15 protein-coding genes are annotated in these 12,564 nt (G+C 54.1%); 6 read left to right on the forward strand and 9 right to left on the reverse strand.

Going from position 1 to position 12,564, the window contains the following annotated elements:
* Positions 1-58 precede the first annotated feature (58 nt).
* Entirely contained in the window at positions 59-283 is a 225-nt protein-coding gene (locus ACJJII_RS07310; RefSeq protein WP_108731384.1) for a hypothetical protein, read from the forward strand.
* Between the two features lie 74 nt (positions 284-357).
* Here ACJJII_RS07310 and ACJJII_RS07315 read toward each other — a convergent pair whose 3' ends face one another.
* From ACJJII_RS07315 to lptM, 4 genes are all read right to left on the reverse strand, one after another.
* Positions 358-1,095 carry a DUF484 family protein gene (locus tag ACJJII_RS07315; protein ID WP_444918777.1) on the reverse strand — a complete coding sequence of 246 codons (738 nt, stop codon included), beginning with the start codon at positions 1,093-1,095 and terminating at the stop codon, positions 358-360.
* Positions 1,096-1,218: 123 nt separating this feature from the next.
* A complete protein-coding gene (gene dapF, locus ACJJII_RS07320; protein ID WP_413664046.1) occupies positions 1,219-2,049 on the reverse strand; it encodes a diaminopimelate epimerase in 831 nt (276 codons plus the stop codon).
* A gap of 93 nt (positions 2,050-2,142) precedes the next feature.
* Positions 2,143-3,396 carry a diaminopimelate decarboxylase gene (gene lysA, locus ACJJII_RS07325; RefSeq protein WP_413664047.1) on the reverse strand — a complete coding sequence of 418 codons (1,254 nt, stop codon included), beginning with the start codon at positions 3,394-3,396 and terminating at the stop codon, positions 2,143-2,145.
* Positions 3,397-3,407: 11 nt separating this feature from the next.
* The gene (gene lptM / locus ACJJII_RS07330) at positions 3,408-3,758 is read right to left on the reverse strand and encodes an LPS translocon maturation chaperone LptM (protein WP_282930330.1); all 351 of its coding nucleotides are present in this window, start codon (positions 3,756-3,758) and stop codon (positions 3,408-3,410) included.
* A gap of 107 nt (positions 3,759-3,865) precedes the next feature.
* On the opposite strand from lptM, the gene cyaY reads away from it, so the two are divergent.
* Complete coding sequence (gene cyaY, locus ACJJII_RS07335) at positions 3,866-4,192, forward strand: iron donor protein CyaY (RefSeq protein WP_444906653.1); 327 nt, start codon at positions 3,866-3,868, stop codon at positions 4,190-4,192.
* Here cyaY and argH read toward each other — a convergent pair.
* On the reverse strand, positions 4,189-5,613 hold the full coding sequence (argH, locus tag ACJJII_RS07340; RefSeq protein WP_282930328.1) for an argininosuccinate lyase: 1,425 nt from the start codon (positions 5,611-5,613) through the stop codon (positions 4,189-4,191). The two genes, cyaY and argH, sit on opposite strands and share 4 nt — an antisense overlap.
* Before the next feature lie 89 nt (positions 5,614-5,702).
* Here argH and ACJJII_RS07345 point away from each other — a divergent pair, with 89 nt between their 5' ends.
* A complete protein-coding gene (locus ACJJII_RS07345; RefSeq protein ID WP_444918778.1) occupies positions 5,703-6,860 on the forward strand; it encodes a sensor histidine kinase in 1,158 nt (385 codons plus the stop codon).
* The gene (locus ACJJII_RS07350) at positions 6,857-7,603 is read left to right on the forward strand and encodes a LytR/AlgR family response regulator transcription factor (RefSeq protein ID WP_444918779.1); all 747 of its coding nucleotides are present in this window, start codon (positions 6,857-6,859) and stop codon (positions 7,601-7,603) included. Before ACJJII_RS07345 ends, ACJJII_RS07350 begins: the two co-directional genes overlap by 4 nt.
* Positions 7,604-7,606: 3 nt before the next feature.
* Here the strand turns inward: ACJJII_RS07350 and ACJJII_RS07355 are convergent, their stop codons facing one another.
* The 4 genes from ACJJII_RS07355 to ACJJII_RS07370 all read right to left on the reverse strand — a co-directional run bounded on the left by ACJJII_RS07355 (position 7,607) and on the right by ACJJII_RS07370 (position 11,459).
* Positions 7,607-8,215, reverse strand: coding sequence for a LysE family translocator (locus ACJJII_RS07355; RefSeq protein ID WP_444918780.1), 609 nt, complete (start codon positions 8,213-8,215; stop codon positions 7,607-7,609).
* A gap of 11 nt (positions 8,216-8,226) precedes the next feature.
* Entirely contained in the window at positions 8,227-8,976 is a 750-nt protein-coding gene (locus ACJJII_RS07360; RefSeq protein ID WP_444918781.1) for an SDR family oxidoreductase, read from the reverse strand.
* 236 nt (positions 8,977-9,212) lie between these two features.
* Positions 9,213-10,364: a PilT/PilU family type 4a pilus ATPase gene (locus tag ACJJII_RS07365; RefSeq protein ID WP_108731394.1), complete on the reverse strand. Its 1,152-nt coding sequence runs from the start codon at positions 10,362-10,364 to the stop codon at positions 9,213-9,215.
* A gap of 60 nt (positions 10,365-10,424) precedes the next feature.
* On the reverse strand, positions 10,425-11,459 hold the full coding sequence (locus ACJJII_RS07370) for a type IV pilus twitching motility protein PilT (RefSeq protein WP_108731395.1): 1,035 nt from the start codon (positions 11,457-11,459) through the stop codon (positions 10,425-10,427).
* Between the two features lie 69 nt (positions 11,460-11,528).
* Between ACJJII_RS07370 and ACJJII_RS07375 the strand changes: the two genes are divergently transcribed.
* Together ACJJII_RS07375 and ACJJII_RS07380 are read left to right on the forward strand one after the other, a co-directional pair.
* Positions 11,529-12,233 carry a YggS family pyridoxal phosphate-dependent enzyme gene (locus ACJJII_RS07375; RefSeq protein ID WP_444906648.1) on the forward strand — a complete coding sequence of 235 codons (705 nt, stop codon included), beginning with the start codon at positions 11,529-11,531 and terminating at the stop codon, positions 12,231-12,233.
* 38 nt (positions 12,234-12,271) lie between these two features.
* On the forward strand, positions 12,272-12,559 hold the full coding sequence (locus ACJJII_RS07380; RefSeq protein ID WP_444906647.1) for a hypothetical protein: 288 nt from the start codon (positions 12,272-12,274) through the stop codon (positions 12,557-12,559).
* Positions 12,560-12,564: the final 5 nt, after the last annotated feature.

Raw genomic sequence — 12,564 nt, forward strand, 5'->3', positions numbered from 1 at the left:
AGGGGCGGCACAGAGGTACTCCCTCTGTAACAGGAGTAAAGGTTACAGGGTTTTAGCTATGAAAGATGGTTATGAAGATCAGGGTAAGAACTCTCGCAGCAAGGACTCCGAGGAATTTGCAGAAGAACGCAGTATCACCTCTCGCCAGCGCGCCAGAAGCCAGTTAAGTTCCGATGTAGAGGAGTTTCTCGCCGGTGGCGGCGCGATTAGTGAAGTTGATCCAGAAGTTACCGCCGACCCCCCGCGCAAACCGCAGCCAAAATACGGCAGCCGCCCTATCTAATCTCTCTGGTCGCTGTTGCTCCTCCAGCAGGAGGAGTGACAGTTGGCCAAACCCCTCTCAGCCTCTCAGAGCTTTTACCGATTGAGCAGTTTCGGTAGCAGGCGCTCCAGGACTTCGCCGATATAGGATAGGAATAAAGTACCCAGGCTAGACCGGTAGTACTGGGGATCAGCAGAGCCTACCGCTAGAGCGCCAAGTTGATTGCCCAAAGGAACTACGGCAGCTGAAGCGATATATTGCGCTTTTTCCGCAAATAGGAATTCTTTTTCCCGCTGGCGCAAAACACCACAGATGGGGCGGCCGTTACGAATTATTCCGCCAATTGCCGTCTCGGCATCGGAAAATGTGCTGGTCTGAACTTGTCCCAGGCTTTGGCGGGGAGCAGATAATGGCTCGAACAGAGTCAGGCTGGTGAACTCAACATTGAAGTCAGCGGCGAAACTGGCATAGAGAGCTTCTGTGACTTCACCGATATTTTCAGCTTCCAGCAGTGCCAGGATAAGTCGGCGGCTATTGAAAAATAACTGGTCGTTGTCCCGGGCGTTGTGCAAGAGCTGGTCGAGGCGCTGGCGCATTTCGATATTGCGCTCACGCAGCAAATTCGTTTGGTGGGTCATCAGCGACACGGTCTTGCCATTTTCCCGCGGCAACTTGATGGTTTCCAGAAGTTCCATGCGCTCTTCAAAGAACTCCGGGTTTTGAATCAGGTAGCGGGCTACCTGCCGCGCCAGCAGTTTATCGTCACGCTGGGTTTCCTTGTGAGTGTCGCCGGCAATCTCTTCGGGGGGCTGATTGGCGTCTGTGTGTTCCATTGTGTTTGCTTTTTCTGGCACGGGGATGGGGCATCGGACAACTGATGTGGCGAAGCGTTCTGCTCTCTGAGTTATCCCGTACCCGCTTGTGGCGGGTTTACTGCCAAATACCCGGACAATTGTTTAGAGAATAATCTGCCCGTGAAAAACTGTGGTTGCGGGCCCGGTCATAGTAACTGGCTGGCCGGGTCCGCTCCAGTGAATTGTCAGTGTGCCACCTGGGAGCTGAATTTGGACTTTGTCATCCACCAGGTTTCGCAGGCGAGCGTATACCATGGCAGCACAGGCGCCGGTGCCACAGGCTCGAGTTTCGCCAACCCCGCGCTCAAATACCCTGAGCCGGGCTTCGGTGCGTGTATCCACTTGCAGAAAGCCAGCGTTGACCTTTTGCGGGAACCGCGGATGGCGTTCAATTAGGGGCCCGAGTCTTTCTACCGGTGCGGAAGCTATATCTTCCACCAGGAGAACCGCGTGGGGGTTTCCCATGGATACAGCACCAATGGTGAAGGTCTCCCCGTCCACTTCCAGGGGATAGGACTCTGCACGGCGATCGGCGGAAAAAGGTACTTTTTGGGGCTCGAGGACCGGTGCTCCCATATCGACACTAACCTGATCCCCGTCCAGCACTCTCAGGTGCAGTAAACCGGCGGCAGTTTCTACTTGGATATTTTTCTTACCGGTAAGGCGGCGTTCACGTACAAAGCGGGCAAAGCAGCGGGCGCCATTGCCGCAATTTTCCACTTCGCTGCCATCAGCGTTAAATATGCGATAGCGAAAATCCGCCTCGGGTGTGCGGGGCGGCTCCACCAGCAGTACCTGGTCGCAGCCCACGCCGAGGCAGCGGTCTGCCAGGCGACGAGTTTTTTCCGGGGTCAGCTTAATTTTTTGGCTGACGCCGTCGAGCATCACGAAATCGTTGCCGAGCCCATGCATCTTGCTGAATTTAACGCGCATTCCATTTCTCTGTTCGTACTGATTTTCCGCGGCGTTAGCTGCGGTTTGGGGCCCGGGCTGAAAAATGGACCCCACTGCGATGCAAGTAGCTGATCAGGCTTTTTTGGGGACAGTGGTTTCACCGCGAACCAAGTCAGCAAAAGTCTCCCGCTCACGCACCAGGTAAGTTTTGTCGCCATCCACAAGTACTTCAGCAGCGCGACAGCGGCTGTTGTAATTGGAACTCATGGTGAAACCGTAGGCACCGGTCGACAACATGGCTAACAGCTGCCCCTCTCGCAGAGATTGGGAGCGGTTTTTACCCAGGAAGTCACCCGTTTCGCATACCGGACCGACAATATCCCACAGGGTACTTTCACTCTCGTCCGGTGTCACTGGCACAATATCCTGCCATGCCTGGTAAAGGGCCGGACGCAGGTTGTCATTCATGGCGGCATCGACGATAGCGAAGTTGTGCTCTTCGGTACGCTTCAGGTATTCGACCCGGGTCAGCAGGGCGCCGCCGTTGGCGGCAATGGAGCGGCCGGGTTCGAGAATCAGGGATAAATTGCGCTCGCCGATACGCTTGTGGACCTCCGCCAGGTAATCCCCGACAGGGGGTGGTTCCTCACCCCGATAACGCACACCGAGGCCTCCGCCCAGATCCAGGTGTTCCAGGGTAATTCCCAGCTCGGCGAGCTGATCGATAAGAACCAGCAGGCGATCGAGTGCATCCAGGAAGGGGGCGACTTCGGTGAGCTGGGAACCGATATGGCAGTCCACACCGGTAATTTTCAGATGCTCGGAATCCGCCGCGTGCTGATAAACCTCGATCGCCTTGTCTATGGCGATGCCAAATTTATTTTCTTTGAGACCGGTAGAAATATAGGGATGGGTTTGTGCATCCACATCGGGATTGACCCTGATGGAAATCGGGGCGGTCTTGCCACACTCTGCGGCCACGCGCTCAAGGCGGTCAATTTCCGCTTCTGATTCAATATTGAAGCAGTGCACTCCAACCTCCAGAGCGCGCCGCATTTCCTCTGAGGTTTTACCCACTCCGGAAAATACGATTCGCGATGGGTTGCCGCCGGCGAGCAGCACTCGCTCAAGTTCCCCGCCGGAAACAATATCAAAGCCCGCCCCCAGCTGTGCCAGCACTGACAGAATGCCCAGGTTACTATTGGCTTTCACTGCGTAGCAGATTAGGCCGGGACGATTGCCGAGGGCCTCGGCGTAATCCCGATATTGCCGTTCAAAGTGCGCGCGGCTGTAGACATAAGTGGGGGTGCCGAAATTCTCAGCTATTTGTTCCAGTGAAACCTGCTCAGCCCACAGGCTACCGTCGCGATAACTAAACTCTCTCATATGACCGGTTCTTACTCTTCTAAATCTTCCTCGACATTGGAGTCATCCGCTGTGCCCGATTCGTCGTCGACTTCGATAGTCGGGCCGGTCTCAATGGTGTCATCGATATCAAAGTCGGGCCCATAGCCGTCTTCAGATTCAATTTCATCAACGGTTTCCACCGCTTGCTCTGCTGCAGAGCCGGGCTCGCCGGGTTGTGCTGCACCACTGGTGGGTACTGTCTCCGGCGGGCCACCTGGAATATTGGAGGCGGGCATGGCGGGGTCCTGTGGAAGATAGAGAGGACCTTTTTGGCCACAGCCCAGTAACAGTGCGGTGGCACCGATGGTGATGGTTAATAGAGAGAGTCGTTTTTTGAGCATCGATAACATCCTGAGAGTCGGAGATTCGCAGCGGCAACCGGCAAAAGCCTGATAGTATAGCGGCCCACCTGATTCAACACATTACACGGTAACAGAAGTAACCAAAGATGAGCCAAGCGGAATATGATGCGGCTGTGGAGCAGACTCTAATCGGTATTGAGGATGCACTCGATCACTGCGATTGGGATATTGACTACGAACGCAGTGATGCGGTACTGACCCTGACCCTGGAAGACAATGGCAGCCAGGTAATTCTCTCGCGCCAGTCTGCCAACCGGGAGTTGTGGGTCGCGGCCAAATCCGGTGGCTACCATCTTTCTTTTGAAAACCCCGGTTGGAAGTGCACCACGACCGGTGAGGACCTGCCGACTTTGCTCGACCGCGTATTGAGCGAGCAGCAAGGCGAACAGGTTTCCCTCGAATTATCCGCTTAAACGCGCTGCGAAATCTCTTCCCGTGCGCGCTTACAGGCCGCGCGCACCTGGTTCGGTGCGGTACCGCCAATATGATCGCGAGCCGCAACCGAGCCCTCTAAAGTCAGCACCTCAAATACATCTTCGCCAATTTCTGTTGAGAACTGTTGTAGTTGGGCCAGGCTGAGTTCGGATAAGTCTTTATCCTGTTCAATAGCAAAGGATACGGACTGCCCGACAATTTCGTGAGCATCGCGGAAGGCCACCCCTTTGCGTACCAGATAATCGGCCAGATCCGTCGCGGTGGAGAAGCCCTTGGCCGCAGCTTCCAGCATATTTTCTTTTTTTGCCTTCAGTGCTGGCGCCATATCGGCAAACGCGCGCAGGCAATCCAGTGCGGTATCGGCGGCATCGAATAGCGGCTCTTTATCTTCCTGGTTGTCCTTGTTGTAGGCCAGCGGTTGGCTCTTCATCAGTGTGAGCAGCGCAATCAGGTGGCCGTTAACCCGGCCGGTTTTTCCGCGCACCAGCTCCGGAACATCGGGGTTTTTCTTTTGCGGCATAATTGAGGAGCCGGTGCAGAAGCGATCGGGCAGGTCAATAAAGTCGAACTGGCTGGAAGTCCACAGCACCAGTTCCTCACTGGCCCGGGATAGATGGGTGAGCAGCAGCGCGGCGAAAGCACAAAATTCGATAGCGAAATCCCGGTCGCTGACGGAGTCGAGGGAGTTTTCTGTGGGGGCATCGAAGCCCAGCAACTCCGCTGTGCGTGCGCGATTGATCGGATAGCTGGTGCCGGCCAGTGCTGCGGCTCCCAACGGCGAGCGGTTAACCCGTTTGCGGCAATCCATGAGGCGCTCGAAATCCCGGCTCAGCATGGCATTCCAGGCCAGTAAGTGGTGGCCAAAGGTCACTGGTTGCGCGCTCTGTAAGTGAGTAAAGCCGGGCATAATGGTATCGGCTTCGCGCTCGGCTAAATCGACCAAGCCATTTTGCAGGCGGGTCAGTTCGGCAGCAATCAGATCGATGCGCCCACGCAGCCACAGGCGGATGTCGGTTGCCACTTGATCGTTGCGCGAGCGGCCGGTATGCAGTTTCTTGCCAGTGGCACCAATGCGTTGGGTCAGGCGCGCTTCGATATTCATATGGACATCTTCGAGCTGCACAGACCAGGGAAATTCTCCCGCTTTTATCTCTTCGGCGATGCCCTTCAGGCCGTCGGCTATCTTGTGATATTCATCAGCACTTAATACCCCCACTTCTGACAACATCTGCGCGTGGGCAAGTGATCCTTGGATGTCTTCCATGGCCATGCGCTGGTCAAAAGTCACCGAGGCGGTAAATCGCTCGACAAAGGCATCGGTGGCTTCACTAAAGCGGCCGCCCCAGAGTTTGGCGGCAGGATTGTTGGCGGACTCGGAGGGGGATTTTTCGTTACTCATGGTTTTCCTGGCTGCAGTGAGATGAAAGGCTGGGGAGCTTGGTGATATCTTGCGCTTGGAACTTTGGGACAATCAAGAATAACAACTGCATGTCATTCCCCTGGCCGTCGGGCATTATAACGCAGAAAATTCGAAAATATCGCACGGGAAATAAGGATTCTGCGCAATCTGGGCAGCTTCCGTTTCTGCCAGACCTCTGCAGTGTCACCTCTCTGGCGGTACTGGTGTTGATGGGGGAATTGCTGGCATTGGTGCTGGTCCTGGCCCTGGATGGTTTACCGGAATTCAGTTGGCAGCGCCTGGGGCTGATCTCTCTGGTGATCCAATGGGTGATATTGCCCTCGGCCGCGCTACTTTGCCGGCTTCGGCCGAGCCTGGCGAAAATGCCCCACAAACTCGCTGGAGGCTTGAGTTTTATTGCAGTGCTGTCGGTGCTCATATTGGTGATGGCAGTGCAGCGCTCCCTGCGCGCGGTGCTGTTACAGACCAGCTTTGACAGCTGGGGGTTTGCGGGCGACTGCCTGCTTGGGGCTATTTGTGCGGGGGTGGTATTGCGCTACGCCTATCTTCAACAGCAACTCTACAACCAGCAGCAGGCGGAGCTCGGCGCCCGAATCGAGGCACTTCAATCGCGGATTCGCCCCCACTTCCTTTTTAACAGTATGAACAGCCTGGCTAGTTTGATCGCTGTTGATCCTGATCGCGCGGAGCGGTTGGTAGAGGATTTATGTGCATTATTTCGTGCAAGCCTCGCCGATCCAAAGCTGGTGCCTTTAGCGCAAGAGATTACTCTAGCCAAACGCTATTTGGAGATTGAAGCCCTGCGTCTGGGGGAGCGTTTGCGCCAGAGTTGGCAGCTAGACGAGGGCCTGGATAAGGTTCAGCTGCCCAGTATGTTGCTACAACCCCTATTGGAGAATGCGGTGTTGCACGGTGTGGCACAGTTGCGGGCAGGCGGAGAGATCAGAGTACAACTCTCGCAAGAGGGGGGCATGTTCAAAGTTGTTATTGAAAACCCATTGCCACAGGACAGTGCAGTTCCTGCGAAGACTGGTAATGGCATGGCGACAGAGAATATTCGCCAGCGTCTCACCGCCTACTACGGCGATCGCTTCAAATTTACCGCCCGTCGGGAGGAGGGCCGGTACCGGGTCATACTACAGCTACCCTTATCTCCCCGGGAAGTGGACCGGCGGGAAACAGAGACCACCATAAAATCCAAGAAAACTATCGAGGTGATGGAGTGACCCAATTGCGCGTACTGATTATTGATGACGAGCCTTTGGCTCGTGCCCGTCTGCACCGGCAGTTGGAGAAGATTGATAATTGTATTGCTGTGGGAGAAGCGGCAGATATTGAAGTTGGATTATCACAGATCCGCGAACTCGACCCGGACCTTGTGCTATTGGATATTGAAATGCCCGGTGGTAGCGGCCTGGAATTGGCTCAGCAGTTATCCAGTTTTGCGTGTCCGCCGGCAATAATTTTCTGCACTGCTCACGATGAGTTTGCTTTGCCCGCTTTTGCCACCTCAGCGGTTGGGTATCTATTAAAACCTGTGAATGTTGAACAGCTGCGGGAGGCAGTTTCCAAAGTGCAGCGTTTGAGTAAGCCGCAGCAGCAGTTGTTAACTAAACAGGATCAGGTGGAGCCCAGTGGTCGGAGCCGCATTAAGGCGATAAGCCGCCTGGGGGTGGAGCTGCTGGATGTAGATTCTATCCGCTGTTTGGTTGCGGACAGCAAGTATGTTGTAGCCCATCACTCCGCTGGAGAGACCATTCTGGATGAGTCTCTAAAAGAGCTTGAGAGTGAGTTTGGACAGCGTTTCGTGCGTGTTCACCGCAGCGCACTGGTGGCTGTGCAATATATTGTTGGGTTGCGCAGGGACGGTACAAATTACCGGGTAGAGCTGGATGGCGTAACAGCAGCGCCGCTGGTGAGCCGGCGCATGCTGCCTTCGGTAAAAGGATTGATCGCAGAGATGTGTTAGAGCTTAAATGCTTCCGCGGATAAAAACAGCGAGTACGGCTGCCACCATTAATACCGCAAAACATACCCTAATTATTCGCGCCTGCCTGGGTTTATGAAAAACCGGCCTCAGGCTTCCTCCTAAGCACAACCAGATAAAATCCACCGCAGCGGCTACCAGTAAACAGACCAAGCCTGTGGCTAAATAGCTCAGGCCACTCTCTTCAATCGGTAGTAAGAATTGGGAGAATATGGCAAGGAAGGCGGCATAAGCCTTGGGGTTCAATAAGTTAAAAATAAACCCATCCAACAGCGACGGAGGCTGAGCTTCCGCCGATGCGCCCTGCTCCAGTACCGGGGCCGTGGCAATTTTGATCGCGATATAGCCAATATATAAGGCACCGCAAAGCTGAACCGCCAAGCGCGCTTCTGGCCAGGCTGCCAGCAGTGCGGCGATGCCGGCGGTTGCCCCGACAATGGCGACACTCAGGCCGAGCAGGATGCCGATAAGGAAACCGCCGCTTTTTCTCACTCCAAATGTCGCTCCCGATGCGGCCAAGGCAAGTGGTGCTGGGCCAGGGGAGCCGAGCAATAGAGCGGTTGCTGCAATTAGTGAAAAGAGTGCTTCTAACATATTTTTTGGTCCTACTTCCCGCCTGCAACGTCAATAAATGAACCGGTAGTAAAGGTGGATTCATCACCGAGTAGCCAAGCCACAGCTTTAGCCACTTCCTCTGCTCGCCCCCCACGCTTGAGTGGAATCGCAGACTTTACTCGCTCAATTTTGTCTGCTTCGCCACCATCAGCGTGCATTTCTGTATAAATAAAGCCAGGCCTAACACCATTTACGCGAATCCCTTCATCGGCAACTTCCTGGCTGAGCCCGATGGTCAGCGTATCGACAGCGCCCTTACTCGCTGCATAGTCGATGTACTCGTTAGGTGATCCCGAATGGCTGGCAGCAGAGGATATATTCACGATGGTTCCTCCAGTGCCCCCATTTTTGATAGACATTCTTTTGATTGCTTCCCGACAGCAGAGCAGGGTGCCAGTGATATTGGTACGCAGGATTTCATTGATGCGCTCAGAGTCCATCGTTTCGACACGCATTTGCGGTTTAATGATTGCCGCGTTGTTAACCAGGCAGCTAATTGGGCCTAGTTGCTCGTCGACCGTATTGAATAGCTGAACAATATCTTTCTCTGAGGATATATCGGCGCGAACGGCTATTGCTAAAACACCAAAAGACCGAAGCTCGGCGATCAGTTCTTCCGCTTGCTGCTTGCGCTGCCGGTAGCTAATGGCAATCTGGTACCCCCTGTGGGCAAGTAGTTTGGCTGTCGCGGCACCAATGCCCCGGTTGCCACCAGTGATCAACGCGACTTTTTTATTCATATTGATTGGTCACTCTTTTAACGGGATATTGCGCAGGAAAATAGAGACTTATTGAAAGGCTATTTTCTTCCAATAAAAATGCTGCAGAAAAGAGCCTGCGATATCATTCAATATCGGGCGGGATCAGCTTTTGCATTGCGGAAATATCCGCAGCGGATTATACCGGGTGAAAACCGTTTACAGGCTGGGAACCTTTGATATGTCTGTAAACGGTTTTGATCTGGCTGGATCGGGGGCTAGTAGAGCTGAGGACCACCGTCTCCGTACTCTGAATCATTTTGTAGACTCAACTCGCCAGCGGCACTATTTAAGTACTCGGCATCGGATTCGGATTTGAGCTTAATCATCAGGCGCAAATCATTGGCGGAGTCGGCGTGGGAGAGGGCATCCTCATAGGTAATTTCTCCCCCATCGTAGAGCTCGTAGAGTGCCTGGTCGAAGGTCTGCATTCCCTGCTCACCAGAGCGCTTCATCAACTCCTTGATCTTATCCACTTCGCCTTTGCGGATCAGGTCCGACATCAGTGGGGTATTGATCATGATCTCAAGGCAGGCACGGCGGCCATCGCCATCGGGGGTTGGTACCAGCTGCTGGGCCACCATCGCCTTCAGGTTGAGGGACAGGTCCATAAACAACTGTTTGTGGCGGTCTGCCGGGAAGAAGTGAATGATCCGATCGAGGGCCTGGTTAGCATTGTTGGCGTGGAGGGTACACAGACACAAATGGCCGGTCTCGGCGAAAGCGATGGCGTGGTCCATGGTTTCGCGGGAGCGTACCTCACCGATCAGAATAACATCTGGTGCCTGACGCAGAGTGTTTTTCAGGGCTACATCGAAAGACTCGGTATCCAGGCCCACTTCGCGCTGGGTCACAATACAGCCGCGATGCTGGTGGATAAATTCGATCGGGTCCTCAATGGTGATGATATGGCCCTTGGTGTTCTCATTGCGGTGGCCGATCATGGAGGCGAGGGATGTGGACTTACCGGTACCGGTGGCGCCCACAAAAATAATCAGCCCGCGTTTGGTCATGGCCAGGTCTTTGAGTACATCGGGTAGTCCGAGTCCATCGATAGTGGGGATTTTGGTTTCGATGCGACGCAGCACCATACCCACCAGATTGCGCTGGAAGAAGGCCGATACCCGGAAACGCCCCACGTTGCGCACTGCAATCGCGAAGTTCAATTCCTTTTGCTCGGCAAACTCGCGCCGCTGTTTCTCGTTCATGGTTCCCACCACCAACTCGCGCGCTTTCTCTGGCGTGAGCGCGGTGCTGCTGCAGGGCACCACTCGGCCGTGTAGTTTGATGGAGGGCGGGACGCCCGCCGTGATAAATAAATCCGAAGCGCCCTTCTCTACAACCAGTTGTAGAAGTCTTTCAATATCCATGGTGTTTACCGCGTTTTATCTCGACTTTTCTTCCCCAGATTGGGGGCGGGTTTTGGCCGTTTAGAAGTTCTCCGGCATCTTGGCTTTTTCGCGAGCCACTTCGCGACTGATGATGCGGCGTGCCACCAGGTCTTCCAGACATTGGTCCATGGTCTGCATGCCGACGCTGGCTCCGGTCTGGATGGCCGAGTACATCTGCGCGATTTTGTCTTCGCGGATCAGGTTACGGATGGCTGGGGTACCACGCATAATTTCGTGGGCAGCGACCCGGCCACCGCCGTTTTTCTTCATTAGCGTCTGGGAGATAACGGCCTGTAGGGATTCCGACAGCATTGAACGCACCATGGCTTTCTCCTGCGCCGGGAATACATCCACCACACGGTCAATGGTTTTGGCGGCGGAAGTGGTGTGCAGGGTGCCGAATACCAAGTGACCGGTCTCTGCCGCAGTCAGCGCCAGGCGAATGGTCTCCAGGTCCCGCATCTCACCTACGAGAATGATATCCGGGTCTTCACGCAGTGCAGAGCGCAGTGCTTCGGCAAAGCCGTGGGTATCCCGGTGCACCTCACGCTGGTTCACCAGGCATTTTTTGGATTCGTGCACAAATTCGATCGGGTCCTCGATGGTGAGGATATGCTCGTATTTGTTGTCGTTGATGTAGTCCATCATCGCCGCCAGGGTGGTGGACTTACCGGAACCCGTGGGCCCGGTCACCAGCACCAAGCCACGGGGAGTATCCGAAATCTGCTTGAACACCTGACCCATTCCCAGGTCTTCCATAGTGAGAACCTTGGAGGGAATGGTCCGGAATACGGCGCCGGCACCCCGGTTGTGGTTAAAGGCGTTTACACGAAAGCGGGCGACACCGGGGACTTCAAAAGAGAAGTCTGTTTCCAGTAGTTCTTCGTAATCCTTGCGCTGCTTATCGTTCATGATCTCGTAGATCAGGCCGTGTACCTGCTTGTGCTCCATTGAGGGCAGGTTGATACGGCGCACGTCGCCGTCGACACGGATCATCGGCGGCAGGCCCGCCGAGAGGTGTAAGTCCGAGGCGTTTTGCTTGGCGCTAAAGGCGAGGAGTTCAGTGATATCCATACTGCTACCTTATGGTTCTTGTTTGGGCTCAGGTAAAATCGCCGCTCAAATCGGTAAGGGCATCAGTATATGCGCAAAGAGACAATCGTCGAAAACCTGAATGCAGTAGGTGAGCGGATTGTGACATGCTGCAACAACTGCGATCGCAACCCTGCAGAAATTACCCTGTTGGCGGTTTCCAAAACACGACCGGCGGAAGACCTGCGGATTGCTTTTGCAGCTGGCCAGCATCACTTTGGCGAAAATTATTTACAGGAAGCCCTGCAAAAACAGGATGCCCTGTCCGACCTGGATATTCACTGGCATTTTATTGGGCCGCTTCAATCGAACAAAAGCCGCGCTGTGGCAGAGCGATTCCAATGGATGCACACGGTGGATCGCTTAAAAATTGCCCAGCGGCTATCGGCACAGCGTCCCAGTAATATGGCACCACTCAATATCTGCTTGCAGGTGAATATCGATGGCGAGCAGAGCAAGTCTGGCATAGCTCCACAGGATTTGGTGGCTCTGGCGCGTGAAGTGATGACATTGCCGGGACTATGCCTGCGCGGTTTGATGGCGATCCCCGCTGCTCGTGACAATGTATTTGAGCAGGAAAAACCATTTATCCAGTTGGCAGGGTTGCTGCAAAGCCTTCGCGAAGAATTTCCTGAGCAGACTTTCGATACTCTATCCATGGGGATGTCTAAAGATATGGAGGCTGCTATTGCCTGCGGCGCGACTATTGTGCGTATCGGCACAGATATTTTTGGGACACGAAACTATTCTGCATGACAGAATTAGTACGCAAGTAGATTTTTTTGGGATATGGGATGACAAAATCTGGGACTGTAGATGTATTGCTGCTGCTTTTATCAGTGAGCGCAGTGCTATCTCTGTCTGTAACGAATAGTGTACTGGTGACTTGGGTAGCGCTTGAGTGGTTGGCTTTTATCTGCCTGATTGCATTTGTTTCTCCCAAAATCTCATTGGTGACCGGCTTTTTGAATTCGGCAGTTATTGGGATATTCGGAGATAAGAGCCGCTATTGGCTTTGGATACTGGCGATTGCTCTGAACTTGATTGCGATTGTGGAAACATTTCCTTTTTTGTTTAGTTAATCAGG

The organism is Microbulbifer maximicatervae (SeqCode), assembly GCF_052467825.1.